Raw genomic sequence first — 17,478 nt, 5'->3', positions numbered from 1 at the left:
ACCCCGCAGGGGGCGACACTTTAGAGGGCAGCGTCAGCAGGTGCTCCACGCGCGTGACGTGCTTCCTGTGGCTCCGCCACTCAGACGCACGCGTCTGAGCCAACCTCATTGTGTGATTCGCGATCTTTTCGGGGGTATCTCCGATCGAAAGGGTGGCCCCGAAAGATTCTTTCGGGGCGGCGCAGCCGTGGGAGAACGGGATGAGACGGCTTATCGGTGAGGGCGTTCTCCGAGAGAAAAGACGAAGCATGGCTGAATTTTCAGCAACGCCAAATGGCATTCTCCCACGGCTTCGCCGCCCTGATAGCGGAGCTATCAGGGCCACCCCACAGGAGCCCGACCCCACGCCGTCAGGGCGGGTTTCCTTTGCGGATTTGCGTCTTTGCGTGAGGCTTCTCCCCTACACATCCTGCCAGTTCAGAATCACTTTTCCGGACTTCCCGGAGCGCATCACATCGAACGCTTCCTGAAACTCGGTGTAGTGATAGCGGTGCGTGATCACCGGGGTGATGTCGAGGCCGCCCTGGATCATGACGGTCATCTTGTACCACGTCTCGTACATCTCGCGGCCGTAGATGCCTTTGATGGAGAGCATGTTGAAGACGACCTTGTTCCAGTCGATCGCCATTTCGCCTTCGGGGATGCCGAGCATCGCGATCTTTCCGCCGTGACACATGTTGTCAATCATGTCGTGGAAGGCGCGGGAGTTTCCGGACATCTCCAGTCCGACGTCGAACCCTTCGTGCATGTGGAGATGCTTCTGCACATCGGCGAGATTTTCTGAGCGAACGTCGACGACGTGCGTGGCTCCCATTTTTCTGGCCAGTTCGAGCCGCCAGGGGTTCACATCGGTGACCACGACATAACGGGCACCCGCATACTGGCAGACCGCAGCGGCCATGCAACCAATCGGGCCTGCTCCGGTGATCAGCACATCTTCGCCGAGCACGGGGAACGAGAGAGCCGTGTGCACCGCGTTGCCGAACGGATCGAAAATCGAAGCAACATCTCGATCGATGGAGTGATCGTGATGCCAGACGTTGGTCATCGGCAGCGAAATGTACTCGGCGAATGCCCCGGGGCGATTCACACCGATCCCTTTCGTATCGGCACAAAGATGCCTTCGGCCGGCCATACAGTTGCGACAGCGACCACAGACGACGTGTCCTTCCCCGCTGACAATATCCCCCGGACGAAAGTCGGCCACATTGGACCCGATCTCGATGATCTCGCCGACGAACTCATGTCCGACGGTCATCGGCACCGGAATCGTCTTCTGTGCCCACTCGTCCCAGTTGTAGATATGCACGTCGGTGCCGCAAATGCCCGTGCGGTCGACGCGAATCAGGACATCGTTGATGCCGATCTTCGGCTCGGGGACATCCTCAAGCCAGAGTCCCTCTTCCCGATGCTTTTTGACAAGTGCTTTCACGTGCGATGTCCTCGAATGGATGTGAAAAGATCCGATTATTGTAGAAGCCGGCCCGCCGGGCTGAGAAGGGAGGCCCCTCGTTTCGAAGGCAGCCGCCGCGTATAATGCGCCGTCTGACTCCAACCTCCCGACATCTTCCAACAGGCCCGCCTCACGTTTTCATGCAGCATCAGCCGAGCAGCCGCCAGAAATTCGAGACCTATCGCCACGATCTCCTTCACCCGGAACCGAACCGCAAAAAGTCGGGAGGCCGCCGGGAACGATCGGCTGGACGCCTGGTGCTGGAGTTCTTCCGTCTGCTGAAAGGGCATCGGTCGGCTGTGACGTTCTCACTGGCGACACTCTCGGTGGCGACATTGTTCGCCCTGTTACCGCCAGTCGGAGTGAAATTTGTTGTCGACTATGTTCTCGGCGACAAACCGGTGCCGGATTCGGTTCCCGGCTGGGTGCCGCGAGATCCCTGGCCGTTGCTGCTGGCGATCACACTCACCGTGCTTGGCATCTCCATCATGAAGATGATCCTGCATGTGGTCAGCCGCTGGGAAGCGACCCGCGTCACCAAACTGCTGCAGATGTCGGTTCGCAAGCAGGTTTACGAACACGCCATTCGCCTGCCATTGCATCGCATTCACGAACTGCGCTCTGGGGGAGCAGCCAGCATTCTCCGCCAGGATGCCGGCAGCGTCGGCGATCTTGTCTTCGGCATGCTCTACAACCCGTGGCGAGCCGTCATTCAGTTACTCGGAAGTCTGGCGGTCCTCACCTGGGTCGACTGGCGGCTGCTTGTCGGCGGCACGGTTCTGATTCCGGTTGTCTTCTTCTCCCATCGCACGTGGATCAACCGCATCCGTCCGCAGTTCCGCAAGATCCGGGCTCAGCGGGAAGAAGTCGATGCACTGGCGACCGAATCGTTTGGCGGCATTCGCATCGTACGGGGATTCAGCCAGCAGCGAGCCGAGACGAACCGGATTATGCGGGGCAATCACCTGATGGGGCGTCAGGAACTGTATGCCTGGTGGTGGTCGCGGTGGATTGAAATCGTCTGGCAGACCATCATCCCGTTGTCTTCGGCCAGTCTGCTGATCTACGGCGGCTATCAGGTGCTGCAGGGAACGTTGACGCTTGGCGATTTGATGATGTTCCTTGTCTATCTCTTGATGCTGCTCGACCCACTGGCGGTGCTCGCGGAGAGTGCCGCTGCCTTTCAGAACAGCCTGTCGGGTCTCGATCGTGTACTCGATCTGCTCGCCGAGCCTCAGGAAATGAGTGAGCACAAAACCGATGAGGGGACTGATGTCGCCGAGTGTGCCGGCCGTATTACGTTCGAGAACGTCAGCTTCGGCTACCCGGGGGCGGATCATCCCGCACTCATCGACTGTTCGATCGATGTCCAGCCCGGGGAAACCGTAGCGCTGGTGGGCCCGAGTGGAGCCGGCAAGACGACATTCTGCAATCTCGTCGCTCGCTTTTATGATCCGACCTCCGGCACGATTCGGCTCGATGGTATCGATTTGAAATCGATCGAGGTCGAGAGCTACCGCCGTCTGATTGGCATCGTGGAACAGGATGTCTTCCTGTTCGATGGTTCGGTCGCGGCAAACATCGGCTACGGCCGCCGCGATGCGACGCTCGAAGAAATTCGGGCGGCTGCTCAGGTCGCCAATGCCGCCGAGTTCATTGAAGGGCTCCCCAAAGGATACGACACCGTGATCGGCGAACGGGGTGTCAAACTGAGCGGAGGTCAACGCCAGCGCCTCGCCATCGCGCGAGCCGTGGTGGCCGATCCGCGGATTCTCATTCTCGACGAAGCGACCAGTAATCTCGATACACAAAGCGAACGCCTGATCCAGGCGAGCCTCGTCTCCCTGATGCAGGATCGCACCTGTTTCGTGATCGCCCACCGCCTCAGCACCATCGTCCATGCCGACCGGATTCTCGTCATGCAGGGAGGCCGCATTATCGAAACCGGCACCCACCACGAACTCATGGCCGCCGACGGACGCTACCGGCAAATGGTCCAGATGCAAATGGAACCCGAATCAGACTTCCTCTCCGAAGACGCCGTCGCTCCCTAATGGAAGGGAGCAACCGGCCGGGCCGTGCGTTTCACTCGAGTTGACTGTGTTGACGCATGACTCCATCACGTTCCCTCGTCCCCAGCGGGAGAGGATTAGGGTGAGGGGGAAATGCGTGGGCCGCGCTTCGCAAGTTGTCGATCTCTGGCAAGGGACGAGTCACGCTCCGTCATGGCGACACGCTCCGCACCAACCTTCACGCCGTCTTCACACCGCATCGTTGATTTGACGTTGCTGTCGCAGCATACTGGTTCCTAACCGTTCAGATGCTGCTCCATTCAGAAGAAGGCTCCTCTTATGTTTCGTGTCTGTCTTGCGATTGTCGCTCTCTGTCTCTCGTCGTCAGTGTCTGCAAAGGCGGATAAAAAGGCGGCTGGTTTTGCCCGAATGCTGCCGGCCGAGGCCAACACCGTTTCTGTTGTCCATCTGCAGAAGATTCTCGATTCGAGTCGTGGTAAGCGGGAAGGCTGGTCGGAGTCGCAGGAGCAGCGTTTCCTCGATGGTCATGTCGGTTTGCCGCCGTGGGTCGATACCTTCGTGATGGGTTCGCTCACTCGTCCCGGCGTGCCGGAAGAGGTCTGGGCGGCTGCAGTGATCGACGTTCCTTCGGGGAAATCACTGCAATCCATTGCCGACGAAAGCAACCTTTCGGTGACCAAACTGGCCGACTGGCCGGCCGTGCAGACCAGCAGCGGAGCCTTCCTCGTGGAGCTGGCCGACAAGCATCTGGCCGGGTATCGCCCGTCGCATCGACAGGAAGCCGTCGCCTGGTTGCGGACTCTGAACGGCGATCATCCGACGATCAGTCCCTATCTTCTCTCAGCAGCCGGGGCCAATGACGACATCGTGATGAGCATCGATCTGAAAGACATGTTCGATGTGCAGTTTGTCGAGTCGTACCTGAAGCAGGATAAGCGTTTCGCCTCCCAGCACGGCCTGATTCCTCGTCTGACTCCGCTGCTCTCCACCCTGCGGGGCGTCACGATGAAGATCGATATCGGCGAAACCTCGCAGTGCGAAGTGATGATCGATTTCGGCGACGACGTCGGGCCTTTGTCCGCCATCGCCAAGACGCTGTTCCTCACGGCTGTCGAAGACGCGGGTGCTCATATTGAAGAATTTCGTCATGCGAAGATTTCAACGCATGGGCAATCGGTTGCACTCAACTGCGAACTGACGGACGAAAGCGTAATGCGAATTCTGTCGGTCATCGTTCCGCCACGCGTGCCGCAGGAACAGTATGCTGCTGCTCCTCAGGAGCCGACCGAAGAGCCCGCTGAGGAAACGGTTTCCGACGAAGCCCGTGCCGCCCGCCGGTATGTACGAGCCGTCAATGACATGATCGGCGATCTCCGCCGCGCCAGCGAGCGGATCGACAGCTATCAGAAAACGATCGCCTGGCATCAGGCGTATGCCCGCAAGATCGACCAGCTCTCGACCCGGAACGTTCCGCAGGAACTGGTCGACATTGGAGGCAAAGTCGCCAACGAGTTCCGGGCCCTCGCCCGATCACTCACCGGACAGGCCGTGGAAGTCGACGCCCGTAACAAGTCGGTTGTCTACAACTACAACGTCGATCCGGGCTGGTGGTCAGCGAACATCTGGGGCGGAGCCGGCTACAGCCCCACGGTCGTGAAAGTCGACAGCAACCTCGAACAAGTCCGCGCCAAACAGGCCGACGCCGTCATCAAAGGGGCCAAAGACCGCGACCAGATCTGGCAGATGATCGAAGAACAGTCCCAGGAAATGGATCAGATCCTGGGCGGAATCAAGTAACGCCTGTCGCTTCCCAGCCTGCATTTCTGCCCCTCGTAGCGGCCGTATCCTGCCAATACGGTTCGGCACATCAGTTGTCTTCCAACAAAACCGGCATCCCATCAAGTTCCCTCGCCCCCCCCTGGGGAGAGGGTTGGGGTGAAGGGGAAATGCGCGCGGCATGTATCGTAGGCCGATACTTCCCGAATGAGTGAGAACGTCGCTGGTTGATCGCCCCCTCATCCGCCCTTCGGGCACCTTCTCCCCCTGAAGGGGGCGAAGGAACATGTTGTCGATCCTCGGGAATTGCAGCCGTAATTTGGGTATTAATCGTGCCCGGCACTATTGGCAGAATGCCGCCACTACGGAGTAGCGGTCAGGCACATCCGGTTTTGCATGGTTCCGGTTGGGGCACTGCTGGCCGTTCCGGTTCCGGGAGTGGCGTGCTTTCTTCGTTCTCGAAGCCGTGGTGTTCGCCGAGCATTTCCGGGTCGACGACCCGAGCCGAGACAATGGCGTAATGAACGGTCGACACCAGAGCCGCCACGGCTGTGGTCATGAACATCGCCTGGAAGCCGACGTGGTCGATGATCGCTCCCAATAACGGAGCCGTGAGCACGCCCCCCAGATCGATAAAGCAGAGAACCAGGGTGGTCCCCGTGCCGCGGAACTGCTTCGGGAATGGTTCGGTTCCCAGCGAGACCACACACGGGAACAGCAACGCATGGGCGAAGCCGCTGCAGATCGCCGGCAGGGCGAAATGCCATTCCGCGGTGACGTAACAGAGCCCCGTATAGCCGATGGCGTGTCCGATCATCCCGGCGACAATCATGCGATGGCGACCGTAGATCTTGCTCGTGTGCCGTGTGGCAATTCGCACGATGAACGCGGAGATCGCATACGCGGTGAAATACGTCCCGACGCCGCGAAGTCCGAGGGACGTTGCGTAGCGGGCGATAAAGACCGAAGAACAGGTAAAGGCCATGCCGATCATCATCGCCACCAGCACGACCCATCCCGGCCAGTAGCGGCGGAGCAGGGGAATGGCGGACGGGCTGTCGGTCTGAACTTCGAAGCGTTCGTTGCGGGTGATTGCGAAGACGAGAATCAGATAGAGCAGGGCCATCGAAGCCGAACTTCCGAACAGGGCCCAGTGGCGGACCATCGTATCGGGCGTGAAGGCGAGGATGACGTCGCTCAGCTGCGAGCCGATAATCATGCCCAGAAACCCGCTGGAACCGAGCGTGGCAATCATTTCCGTGCGACGATGCGGCGGCACCTGATTCTGGATATGCGTCATCGAACAGGCGAACATGCCGCCAAGGCCGAACGCGAAGAAGGCCCGGCCGAGATACATCGTGACGCCCAGCGAAGGCACGCCGATCATCAGACCGATCCCGGCCAAATAGAGCATCGAACAGGCCAGCCAGAGTGGACGAACCCCGTAGCGGTCGATGAGCTGCCCCAGGAACAGACGTCCGAAGAGAGCCCCGATGGTCCCCACACTGACGATCGTTCCCGCGATCTGCTCTGTTCCGCCCAGCATGTTGATCAGGTCGGCGAAGCGAAACGTCAACGCGTTCGCGGAGACCAGAATCAGGTTGGCGACATAGGCTCCCCAGAAGACTCCGTTATAGATTCCGGAATCACGCTCCGGCTGACTGGGAGCCGTCTCTGTCTTCGTACCGGTTTCGTCGGTCGTTTCCTCCTGAGAGGAGAACAGGCGCGAAATCGGGAAGTTCATGGCACAAGCAGTTCAACAGGCGAGACACAGGAAGGTCGACGTCGGGCGGAATCCAGCCCGATGTGGGAATGAGCAGGCTCAAGCGAGCTGGATGGCCTTATTCTATGGCGGCTGCCGCGACTGGCAACCGGAGAATCAGAGGCATCATCGCATGCGAATCTGCTGATTGGCGGGCGACTTTCGTTCAAACAGCGTGGAAGCAGGTTTCACCGGCTTCGCGGGAGCCAGATGACGAACGCGCAGTTCGATTGACCGGAGTGAAGATCCCGACCAGGAACCGAAGTTCAACACGCCGTTTGCTGGACTCTCTGCGAAGTTCACGAAAGACCTCTCTTCGAAATGAGCGTCAAAAGGAATGGAGGAAATTCAATGCGACTGCTGAGAGAATCGGTTCAGCCGCCGAACGCTCCATATCGCCGCAGCCCCCGCCGCAGCACCACGCGGTTGGCGATGAGCAACACCACCACCCACACACATTCGACACCGATTTCCATCCAGAGGTTCTCGGGGGGGATCTTTCCGAGGAAAATTGCAGCCGGAAAATACGCCAGATACTTGAACGGCAGGTATTCAATCCACGCGAACAACGCGCCCGGCAACCAGTCGAGCGGGATCATGTGACCCGACAGGAAGTAGTTGAACATCATGTAGATGAACAACAACGAACTGACTTCCAGGAACCAGAAGCCGATCAATCCGATCAAGGCTTCCAGCAGAAAACCGACCAGAAACCCCAGCCCCAGCGAGAGGCCGAATGCGATCCAGACTTCCAGGCTGGGAGGATGCGGAAAGAAGCTGCGGCAGACGTAAAAGACAATCGCGAACGGAATCGTGGCGATGAGATAGTAGACCAGCTTATGGGCAATGCGATGCCAGAACAGATACCCCAGCAGATCGATCGGCTGGATCACGTATTTCTTGATGCTGCCATCGCGGATGTCGTTGCCGATCCCGCTCGCCAGTCCCGGCATGCTCGAAAACGCACGGGCCACCATCGCCAGCAGATAATAGGCGACCATGTCCTCATAGCTGTAGCCGTTCAGGCTCCCAATCTGATCCGAGGTTCCAATGGCATACACTTTGTGCCAGAGGAAGATCTGCGTGATGATCGGCAGGAAGCGGATGAAGGTCGAGAAGAAGAAGTCGCCCCGGTAGACGAGCCGTTCTTCGACGCAGGTCTTAAAGATGACCCAGCTGGTGTGTGCCGAGGAGGTGCAGTAATCGCAGCCGTCGCGAAACCACGAGCGACGAACGGCGACCTCTTGAGTAGTCGAAGAGTCGCTCATCGGATTCACCCCGCGACCTTCCGTGTCCGCTGTGCATCGAACAGCTCCGCGAAGACATCTTCGAGCGGGCGATCGTGCACCGTGATATCGTCGACTTTGTAGCGTTCCAGGATCGAAGCCAGAATCTCGGAGACCTTCTCCCGTTCGACTTTCAGCTTCGCGGTTCCAAAATCGCTGGCGAGCTGTTCTCCGTAACGGCTCAGGTCGTCCGGCACCACCCCATCGCGAAACTGGAGAGCAATCACCTTGAACCGGCTGAAGCGATCGATGAGGTTTGTCAGGGAACCATCATGATGAATGATCCCTTCATCGATGATGATCACCCGCTTGCAGAGTGCTTCGACGTCCTTCATGTAGTGGCTTGTGAGAACCACCGTGATTTTCTGCTCCTGCTGGTAGTACTTCAGGAAATCCTGAACCCGCTTCTGGCTGACGACATCGAGGCCGATGGTCGGCTCGTCGAGAAACAGGACACGCGGATTGTGCAGCAGCGAGGCGATGAGCTCCATCCGCATCCGCTCACCCAGAGAGAGCTCCCGCACCGGCTGGCCGATGAGCCGACGGACTTCGAGGAGGTCGGTCAGCTCATCGACACGACGTTCGAATTCGTCGGCCGGAATCTTGTAAATCGCCTGGTGCAACCGAAACGACTCCTGAGCCGGCAGATCCCACCAGAGTTGATTCTTTTGTCCCATCACCAGCGAGAAGCGGCGTCGGTAAGCGTTTTCCCGTTTCCACGGAACGTGGCCAAGCACGGTCGCTTTTCCAGAACTCGGGTAGATGAGCCCCGACAGCAGTTTGAGCGTGGTCGTTTTCCCCGCACCGTTCGGCCCCAGAAAGCCGACGATTTCCCCTTCGTCGATCTTGAAGCTGATCGACTTCACCGCGTCGACGGTGGTGTACTCGCGACGAAACAGATGCGTGATCGCCGATCGCAGTCCCTCGTGCTTGCGATAGACGCGATACTGCTTTCCTAGTTCAGAGACATCAATCACAGTCGACATGGGTACTCGGGCGATCGTCGGGCTGTTTTATGGGGATTCATCTAGAGTGTAGGCGGTCCGGCTGCATTGTCCATCGAGCCCTTCCGATGCACCACGGAAAGTCCGTGCCTTCAAGGCTCTGTGGCGAAGAAAATGCCTATCCCAAGCCGAAGCTTCAGCGAGGAACTTGCGCCCGAACATTCCCTCATTGACGTTTCGGATTGGACAGTAGAAAGGCGACTGCATGACGTCAGGTCAGCGACGGAAAAAGAAAAAGGCAGGTCGCGGGGACCTGCCTTGGATTCTGCGTTCAACGCGACTCGATTAGCGACCCTGCACGATTTTCATCTGACGCAGCAGGCTCACGTAGTCCGAGGTGATTTCCAGAACTTCGTCGTTGTAGAACGTATCCGGGAAGACACTCTTCTCTTCTTCGTTTTCATCGTCGCCGCCGGAGGTGCTGTCACCTTCGATCGTCGGGAAGATCTCGTCGGTCTCTTCTTCGAGTTCCCGCTCGGCTCCCAGAACTTCTTCGTTCAGGCTGACCGACTTGCGATTCTTGCGTTCAACAAGTCGATCGATCTGAGCTTTCAGCTTGGCGAACTCGTCGCTGCCGGCGATTCGCTCCTTACTCGATTTCTGCAGCTCGTCGACGATCGGTCCCGAAGTCAGACCGGCGTTGTAGACACCCTTGGCCCGTTCGATGCGATCGAATTCCAGGGCGTTGTCGAGGAACGACTCACCGAGATCCATGTGATCGATTCGCGAAGGCAGCACGATGTCGGAGCGAACACCCCGGTTCTGCGTGCTGTCGCCGTTAACGCGGTAGAACTGCTGAATGGTCAGCTTGAGTGCACCCCGGTCTTCGGCCTGGAACAGGCGGAAGCGGAACAGCGGGTCAGCGACCGGCATCACGTTCTGAACGGTTCCCTTGCCGTGGGTGGTGTAGTCACCAACCACGATTCCGCGGTTGTAGTCGACAATCACGCCGGCGAAAATTTCGGAAGCCGAAGCCGACAGTCGGTTGCAGATGACGACCAGCGGACCATCGTAAGCGACGTCGCTGTTTTCATCGTCGTGCGAACGGACGGTGCCGTCGATCTCCTTCACCTGAACGACCGGACCCTGCTTGATGAACAGGCCAGAGACGCCGATGGCTTCGCTCAGAGCTCCACCGCCATTGTTCCGCAGGTCGATGACGACGGCGTCGACACCACCCTGTTTTTCGAAATCAGCCAGGACCTTACGGACATCCTTCTCGGTGCTCTTGAAATCGCGGTCGCCATTCTGGGCTCCAGCGAAGTCGCGATAGAAGGACGGGATGTTGATCAGGCCGACCTTGGTCGGGCGACCGATCCGGTCTTCGAGATCCAGGATTTCGCCTTTAACTTCCTGTTCGTTGAGTTCGATCTTCTGACGGACCATCTCGTAAACGGCTGGCTCGCCCCCTTCGGCTTTCTTCACCTTCAGGCGAACCTTGGTGCCACTGGGGCCGCGAATGAGGCGGACAACGTCCTTCAGCTTCATCTCGACGATGTCGACCATATCGCCTTCTTCCTGGCCGACAGCGACAATCTTGTCACCCGCCTTGAGGCGCTTGTCCTTATCGGCTGCTCCGCCCTTCACAACTTCAGCGACAACAGTGAAGCCGTCGTCGTAACGAAGCTGAGCTCCAATTCCTTCCAGCGACAGTCGCATATTGATCTGGAAATCTTCCAGAGTCTGGGGCGACATGTAGCTGGAGTGCGGATCGAATGACCGGGTGAGAGCCGAGAGATACATCTCGGTGATTTCGTGCTCATCGGTCAGCTTCAAGTTTTTGGCAATCGTGCGGTAGCGGCGATGCAGCTGTTCGCGAGCTTCTTCGAGAGTATTGTCTTCGAGCTTCAGGTCGAGCAGTTCATATTTGATCCGCTTGCGCCAGCGCTCGGCCCGTTCTTCAGCCGTGCCCCAGTCGACGACATCCGGATCGACGGTGATTTCCTCATCGACGGTGAAATCGAATTCCTGATCAATCAGCTCCTGAGCGTGATCGGTCTGCTGTTCGACCAGTTCGAGATAACGGGTGAAGACTTCCTTGGCGAACGAGATGTCGCCGTTCTTCAGTTTGTCATCCAGTTCGTTCTGGCGACCCTTCCAGCTGTCGACATCCGTCTTCAGAAAATAGAGTTTGTTCGGATCCAAGTCTTCCAGATACCGGGTGAACAGGCTTTGCGAGATCCGGTCATCAATCTTTTCCTGATTGATGTGGGATCGTTCGATCATTTTGCAGACCAGGCGAGCCGTGTCACCATCTGTCGACGCGCTTGTCGTAAACTGCTGAGCGCCAATGGTCGTGGCGATCAGACACACTCCGAAAAGAGAGAGGACCGCAATGCGTCGGAAGAGTGGCGATTTCATAAGAGATTCCCACGAGATTTTATTGGATGATTTCATGGCGTTGAAAGCCGAACCAGCTTGTCCTCAAATGCACCGCTCCAGAAGCGACACGGCCCGAGCGAACTGCATTACAGAAGACAGGTACAGAAAGGGGAATCGAGCGATCACCATCCTGGTGATTCTTGTGGCGGCGATCTCCTCCCTGACGCTGATCTCCCCGACAATCCTAGCGGATCGGTCCCATCGCGGCAATATGCAGATTCTTGAATCGGTCGGGGAACATGGGGGGGCTTGTTTCCCAAGACCCTTATCGTGCAAGATCTTGCACCATCGGCTCGTTGGGGCAACTTAGTCGAGCACGACAGCCGTTCCGCTCGCCGAAACCATCATCATCCCATTCTGGGCTCCCAGAAACTCGTAATCGATATCGATCCCGACGACCGCGTTGGCCCCCAGCTCGGACGCCTGCTGCTCCATTTCCCGCAGAGCCGTCAGCCGGGCATCCTGCAGGACACGTTCGTAGGAGCCGGAGCGGCCCCCGACCAAGTCGCGGATGCTGGCGAAGAAGTCGCGAAAGACATTCGCTCCGAGGATCGCCTCGCCTGTGACGACACCTCGGTATTCGCGAATCGAGTGACCTTCTACAGAAGGAGTTGTGGTGGAGAGCATGGTGATATCCTTGATTTCAGGGAACTTCAGAGATGTCATCGTGTCCGAGACGGCAGGGATGCCGAGACGGAATTTTGTTTCAACGTGTGAATCGGGCGGCGGATCACGCGGATTCCGTTTTCAATCCCGCCGTTTGGCACGTTTCTGCCCGTTCATTACAATCAGCGCCGGAATCACCTTTAGAACTCGAGGAACAGTATGTCCCGGCGGATCCTAGTTACAGCAGCGCTCCCGTACGCCAACGGCCACATTCATATCGGGCATCTGGTCGAGTATGTCCAGACCGATATCTGGGTCCGCTTCCAGAAGCTCCGGGGCCACGAATGCCTGTTTGTGTGTGCCGATGACACGCACGGCACGGCGATCATGATCCGCGCCCGCCAGGAGGGCCGCAGCGAAGAGGAACTGATCCACGAAATGCGGGAAGCCCATCTGCAGGACTTCACCGATTTTCGGATTGAGTTCGACAACTACGGCAGCACCAACAGTGCCGAGAACAAAGAGCTCTGCAATCGAGTCTGGGTCGCGCTCCGCGATGCCGGCCTGGTTTCTGAACGCGAAGTCACTCAGCTGTTCGACACCGAAGCCGGAACGTTTCTGGCCGACCGGTTCGTCAAAGGAACCTGCCCGAAATGTAAGGCGGAGAATCAGTACGGCGACAACTGCGAAGTCTGCGGCTCCACGTACAGTCCGAGTGAGGTCCTCAATCCCGTGTCGACACTTTCAGGCACCACGCCGGAAGTGCGCTCGGCTCCTCACCTGTTCGTGAACATCGAGAATCTGCACGACTTCCTCGATGAGTGGACGCAGACCGGAGATCATCTGCAGCCGGAAGTGCGGAATTATCTCAAGGGACAGTTTTTGTCTGAGCCGCTTCGCGACTGGGACGTTTCGCGACCCGCTCCGTATTTCGGCTTCGAGATTCCCGACTCGCCGGGCAACTACTGGTACGTCTGGTTCGACGCTCCGATTGGCTACATCGCTTCGACCTGGCAGTGGTGCAAGGAGAACGACTACGGGCTGTCGCGTTACTGGCAGAGCAACGACACCGAGATCCACCACTTCATCGGCAAGGACATCACGTATTTTCACACGCTGTTCTGGCCCGCCATGCTCAAGACGGCTGGCTTCAACCTGCCGACCAAGGTGCACATTCACGGCTTCCTGAACGTGAATGGCGAGAAGATGTCGAAGAGCCGCGGAACCTTCATTAAGGCCCGCACGTATCTCAACCATCTCGACCCGGCCTGCTTCCGCTACTTCATTGCTTCGAAGCTGGCGGATGGTCTCGATGATATCGACCTGAATCTGCAGGAGTTCACCGACAAGATCAACGCCGACCTCGTCGGGAAGCTGGTCAACATCGCCAGTCGCAGTGCGAAGTTCATCTCGGGCGGAAACCTCAGCGACAGCTACCCCGATGACGGCGGTTTGTTCGAGCAGGGGACCGCGGCGGGAGAGAAGATCGCCGAGTGCTATGAGAACTGTCAGTATTCACAGGCGATGCGAGAAATCATGGTGCTGGCCGAGGCGGCGAACAAGTTCGTCGAAGACCGGCAGCCGTGGGTGCTGCGAAAGGACCCGGAGAAACAACAGGAACTGCGGGATGTCTGTACGGTCGCTCTGAATCTGTTTCGTCAGATCGTGCTTTACATCTCGCCAGTGCTCCCCGATCTGGCGATGAAGACGGGCAAACTCCTCAACGATGAACTGACAAGCTGGGAGCAGACGAAGACGCCGCTGCTCGGCTCGCCGGTCAATAAATTTATTCACATGATGAAACGTATTGAACAGGAACAGGTTGCAAGCATGATTGAAGAAAGTCGCGAAGGTCAGGAAGAAGCCGCCGCCCCGGAACAACAGTGGGACGACTCGCCTCAGCCGCTGGAAGATGAACCGATGGCCGGTGAATGCACGATTGATGACTTCGCCAAAGTCGACCTCCGCGTGGCCCGGATTCTCGAAGCTCACCACGTCGAAGGAGCAGACAAGTTGCTCCAGTTGACTCTGAGCCTGGGGGGCGACAATCGCCGCAATGTTTTCGCCGGTATCAAAGCCGCTTACAGCCCAGAGGAACTGATCGGTCGCCTGGTCGTCTGCGTCGCCAACCTCAAGCCCCGCAAAATGCGATTCGGCCTGAGCGAAGGCATGGTCTGCGCCTCCGGCCCAGGCGGCAAAGACGTCTTCCTGCTCAGCCCCGACAGCGGAGCCCAACCGGGACAACGCGTGCATTGATTCGCGTGGAATAGCGGTTCGATTTGTATTGCACAACAGTAGCGACGCTATCACGGGAGTTGAGATAAAGAAGATAACTTCTTGGTCTGGCTGTGCCGTCAGGGAGTGTTCGTACGAGGTACGGGAGTCCTTCGCTGGGTTGATTGTCGTTTGTTCCCTGCTTGGTTAAGCTGTTTGGTTCCGGAGTATGCTTTGCCTTGCCAAGAAAAAGGACACTCGAATGCCTGCGGCTCAAATTCTCAGTATATGTTTTTTTCTGTCGTCTTTGTTAATTGCCAGTGGGTGCACACAGCCTGGCAATGTCGATCCGCCTGCCTCTACGTTCAGAAAGGATTTGTTTTCGGCAGCGCATCGTATCGCTGTCTCGCAATCACAGGATGATAGCGCAGAAGAGTTGATTGCTGAATTGCGGCTGATTAAGGGTGCGATAACGGGTGATGCTGAGGAACGAGTTTATCAATCATTTGAAGAGATTGTGGTCGCTAAACGAGATCTCTCGATTCTCGCAGGTGGCTGGGAAGCTACAGAGAAGGTTGTCAACACCTACGATGATAATAAGGAGAAGCTCGCTGCCATTCGTGAAATCGCCGAACGATCCGGTGTTTCCACGGAGTCTGACAGGTTCCGACCAGCGGAAGAGCAGGCTCTTGCCGCCAGGGAAGGAATGATTTTGGTAAAAAAGTCGGACGGGTCATTAGATATCACAGATATCGCTGGGCGATACCAACTTGCGATAAAGAAACAGAAGTTTGGCGACTACGTAGATTTCAAAAAATCAATCGATAAGGTTCGCTCTGTTTGGCGAGAAAAGGTCGAAACAGTTGGACAATTGATTCATAATGAAGGTGCACCTGATAGCGGTTCTGAGTAAGCGAGAACGCAGAGGCGGGCTGTCTGTCGACCGATGGATACGTAAGGCCGGCAATCACGAGCATGCATGTCCACGCGAGCGTGGGCATGGCACCCGGCTCTCATGAGACCTTCAAGTATTGCCGCCTGGAAGGATCAACGTTCTTCGTCTAACAACGTCGGTGACCGACCTCTTATGATTGCATCCCCAAACGTGCACGTCTGCGCCATCCCTGTTCAGTCGATCCATGTGATCGGCACGCCGACGGACTTGCGGAGTTCATACCATCGAGCTGAACTCCACCGCCAGTCACGAGCAGACGTTACAAGTCCCGCCCGGACCGGGTTTTCGTGGATGTACTGCAGTTTCTCGAGGAGTTTCTCGCGACTCTCGATGGGGAAATCGTAGTACTTCCGCTGCCAGAACGGAGACGAACCATCGAAATGGTAGGCGTATTCGTGAAGTCCGTCTGCAAACAGCTGCTTAGCGAAATACGAAGACCGTGATTTCCACCGCTGAATGAACCGTCCGAGATCGCCTGATTCTGCAAACTGAAAGAGGCCGTGGACATGGTCCGGCATCAGTACGAAACCGACGCACGCGGCGTTGAATGAGACGAGCTGCTCTCTGAGGTTCCCGAGAACGACCTGACAGATGCGGTCGTGACTCAGCAGCTTGCGACGATGAAAGCAGGAGAACGTCACGAAGTGGACGTAGCGCAGATCTTCAAAGACTCGCCGTTTGGATGACATACGACATCCCGTGCAACAAAAAACGGATGGCCCAGACGCGTGCGTCTGGGTGACGAAGTCACAGGAAGCAGGTATTTAACGTTGAAGTTGTCATGAGACCTTCGAGTATTACTCTCAGTAATGATTGGCGTTCTTCGTCTAACAACGTCGGTCACCGACCTCTTGTGATTGCATCACCCAGACGTGCACGTCTGGGCCATCCCTGGAAATTCGAGGTTAACTCTACTCCAGCGCCTTCAGGCGTTCATCGGCCTTGGCCGACGCTTTTTCCATCACGTCGCTGATGTTGACCGTTTTGTAGCCCTGGCGTTTGCATTCGTCGGCTGCTTCCATGAAGGCGTAGATCTGCAGCGTTTCTTCCTTGCTGACGGGTGGTTCGCCTGACTTGAAGAAGGCGATGATCTCTTTCAGCAGGGGTTCGTAGCCGCTGAAGCTGCCGATGGGACGGGCGCCTTTGGTGCCGAAGGCCGTTCCGCCGTAGCCGCCCATGTATTTGCCGTCTTTACCACGGCGGCCGCGGAAGGTGCCGATGCGACCGTCTGACCAGGTGCCGACGACGACATCACAGACGTCGGTATGCACGCGGGTCACAGTTTCACAGCCGGGGCCCATCACGGTGAAGAGCGTTTCGCAGCCGTGGATGCCGTACCAGAACAGATCCGGATGCGTCGGCTCCAGCGGGCAGGGGCTGAAGGCATCGCAGCCGAGAACGTCGCCGATGGCGCCGGCGACAATTTCCTGAGCGCCGGTGGTGTAGCGAAGGGACGACGACGTAAACAGCGGGACGTCGTACTTCTCGGCGGCTTTGTAGATGGCGATGGCATCGGCCAGAGATCCGGCGACCGGCTTGTCGACGAAGACCGGCTTGCCGGCTTTGAGTACCGGGAGAACCTGTTCGAGGTGCGGACGGCCGTCGTTGGTTTCGAGCAGGACGGCATCGACCTTCTCGAGGAGAGCGGGGATCGAGTCGACGATTTCGACGCCATGCTTTTTGACGTCTTCGGTGTACTGCGGCACGCGGCTCACGCTCGATTCGATATCCGGGCTGCCTTTCGGATAGGCGGCGACCACACGGCAGCCGGCGAATTCGGGCAGGGGATTTTCACTGTTGAGCGTGCGCGTGAAGTGGACGGCGTGAGAGGTGTCCAGTCCGATGATGCCGATGCGTAACACGTCGCCCGAATCCTCCTTCTGGTCTGCCGCGAGAGTTGTTTGCGGTGAAAGTGAGCCGATGGTCGAAGCGAAAACCAGCAGCGAGAAAATCGCACAGAATCCCAGGTGTTGTCTCATGGAAGGGCCTTTCATGGGAGGGCTCTCG

12 protein-coding genes are annotated in these 17,478 nt (G+C 57.6%); 4 read left to right on the top strand and 8 right to left on the bottom strand.

What is annotated here, in order from left to right; all coding sequences use genetic code 11:
• Positions 1–400: 400 nt before the first annotated feature.
• Positions 401–1,432: an L-threonine 3-dehydrogenase gene (gene tdh, locus L1A08_RS07895; RefSeq protein ID WP_238755785.1), complete on the bottom strand. Its 1,032-nt coding sequence runs from the start codon at positions 1,430–1,432 to the stop codon at positions 401–403.
• A gap of 161 nt (positions 1,433–1,593) precedes the next feature.
• On the opposite strand from tdh, the gene L1A08_RS07890 reads away from it, so the two are divergent.
• Both L1A08_RS07890 and L1A08_RS07885 read left to right on the top strand, forming a co-directional pair.
• Entirely contained in the window at positions 1,594–3,507 is a 1,914-nt protein-coding gene (locus tag L1A08_RS07890) for an ABC transporter ATP-binding protein (RefSeq protein ID WP_238755784.1), read from the top strand.
• A gap of 297 nt (positions 3,508–3,804) precedes the next feature.
• Complete coding sequence (locus L1A08_RS07885) at positions 3,805–5,283, top strand: hypothetical protein (protein WP_238755783.1); 1,479 nt, start codon at positions 3,805–3,807, stop codon at positions 5,281–5,283.
• A 355-nt stretch (positions 5,284–5,638) separates the two neighbouring features.
• On the opposite strand, the gene L1A08_RS07880 is transcribed toward L1A08_RS07885, so the two are convergent.
• The 5 genes from L1A08_RS07880 to L1A08_RS07860 all read right to left on the bottom strand — a co-directional run bounded on the left by L1A08_RS07880 (position 5,639) and on the right by L1A08_RS07860 (position 12,323).
• Positions 5,639–7,006, bottom strand: coding sequence for an MFS transporter (locus tag L1A08_RS07880; protein ID WP_238755782.1), 1,368 nt, complete (start codon positions 7,004–7,006; stop codon positions 5,639–5,641).
• Positions 7,007–7,398: 392 nt separating this feature from the next.
• On the bottom strand, positions 7,399–8,292 hold the full coding sequence (locus L1A08_RS07875) for an ABC transporter permease (RefSeq protein ID WP_238755781.1): 894 nt from the start codon (positions 8,290–8,292) through the stop codon (positions 7,399–7,401).
• 5 nt (positions 8,293–8,297) lie between these two features.
• Positions 8,298–9,296: an ABC transporter ATP-binding protein gene (locus L1A08_RS07870; RefSeq protein ID WP_238755780.1), complete on the bottom strand. Its 999-nt coding sequence runs from the start codon at positions 9,294–9,296 to the stop codon at positions 8,298–8,300.
• Between the two features lie 303 nt (positions 9,297–9,599).
• On the bottom strand, positions 9,600–11,675 hold the full coding sequence (locus tag L1A08_RS07865; protein WP_238755779.1) for a carboxy terminal-processing peptidase: 2,076 nt from the start codon (positions 11,673–11,675) through the stop codon (positions 9,600–9,602).
• A 327-nt stretch (positions 11,676–12,002) separates the two neighbouring features.
• A complete protein-coding gene (locus tag L1A08_RS07860; protein ID WP_238755778.1) occupies positions 12,003–12,323 on the bottom strand; it encodes a heavy metal-binding domain-containing protein in 321 nt (106 codons plus the stop codon).
• 198 nt (positions 12,324–12,521) lie between these two features.
• Between L1A08_RS07860 and metG the strand changes: the two genes are divergently transcribed.
• A complete protein-coding gene (gene metG, locus L1A08_RS07855; protein WP_238755777.1) occupies positions 12,522–14,558 on the top strand; it encodes a methionine--tRNA ligase in 2,037 nt (678 codons plus the stop codon).
• Between the two features lie 220 nt (positions 14,559–14,778).
• Positions 14,779–15,429 (top strand): hypothetical protein, encoded by a 651-nt coding sequence (locus L1A08_RS07850; protein ID WP_238755776.1) that lies wholly within the window; start codon positions 14,779–14,781, stop codon positions 15,427–15,429.
• A 215-nt stretch (positions 15,430–15,644) separates the two neighbouring features.
• Here L1A08_RS07850 and L1A08_RS07845 read toward each other — a convergent pair whose 3' ends face one another.
• A complete protein-coding gene (locus tag L1A08_RS07845; protein WP_238755775.1) occupies positions 15,645–16,160 on the bottom strand; it encodes an REP-associated tyrosine transposase in 516 nt (171 codons plus the stop codon).
• 222 nt (positions 16,161–16,382) lie between these two features.
• Positions 16,383–17,450 carry a Gfo/Idh/MocA family protein gene (locus tag L1A08_RS07840; RefSeq protein ID WP_238755774.1) on the bottom strand — a complete coding sequence of 356 codons (1,068 nt, stop codon included), beginning with the start codon at positions 17,448–17,450 and terminating at the stop codon, positions 16,383–16,385.
• Positions 17,451–17,478 lie beyond the last annotated feature (28 nt).

The organism is Rubinisphaera margarita (genome assembly GCF_022267515.1).
Lineage (GTDB): Bacteria > Planctomycetota > Planctomycetia > Planctomycetales > Planctomycetaceae > Rubinisphaera > Rubinisphaera margarita.
The sequence above is the reverse complement of the archived record's forward strand: the minus strand, read 5'-3'. Positions and strand labels throughout refer to the sequence as shown.

Bases quoted from the DNA above. Each gene is read 5' to 3' on its own strand.
- L1A08_RS07870 (WP_238755780.1), bottom strand. From the start codon at position 9,296: ATGTCGACTGTGATTGATGTCTCTGAACTAGGAAAGCAGTATCGCGTC.
- L1A08_RS07840 (WP_238755774.1), bottom strand. From the start codon at position 17,450: ATGAGACAACACCTGGGATTCTGTGCGATTTTCTCGCTGCTGGTTTTC.
- metG (WP_238755777.1), top strand. From the start codon at position 12,522: ATGTCCCGGCGGATCCTAGTTACAGCAGCGCTCCCGTACGCCAACGGC.
- L1A08_RS07875 (WP_238755781.1), bottom strand. From the start codon at position 8,292: ATGAGCGACTCTTCGACTACTCAAGAGGTCGCCGTTCGTCGCTCGTGG.
- L1A08_RS07885 (WP_238755783.1), top strand. From the start codon at position 3,805: ATGTTTCGTGTCTGTCTTGCGATTGTCGCTCTCTGTCTCTCGTCGTCA.
- L1A08_RS07865 (WP_238755779.1), bottom strand. From the start codon at position 11,675: ATGAAATCGCCACTCTTCCGACGCATTGCGGTCCTCTCTCTTTTCGGA.
- L1A08_RS07845 (WP_238755775.1), bottom strand. From the start codon at position 16,160: ATGTCATCCAAACGGCGAGTCTTTGAAGATCTGCGCTACGTCCACTTC.
- L1A08_RS07850 (WP_238755776.1), top strand. From the start codon at position 14,779: ATGCCTGCGGCTCAAATTCTCAGTATATGTTTTTTTCTGTCGTCTTTG.
- L1A08_RS07860 (WP_238755778.1), bottom strand. From the start codon at position 12,323: ATGCTCTCCACCACAACTCCTTCTGTAGAAGGTCACTCGATTCGCGAA.
- L1A08_RS07880 (WP_238755782.1), bottom strand. From the start codon at position 7,006: ATGAACTTCCCGATTTCGCGCCTGTTCTCCTCTCAGGAGGAAACGACC.
- L1A08_RS07890 (WP_238755784.1), top strand. From the start codon at position 1,594: ATGCAGCATCAGCCGAGCAGCCGCCAGAAATTCGAGACCTATCGCCAC.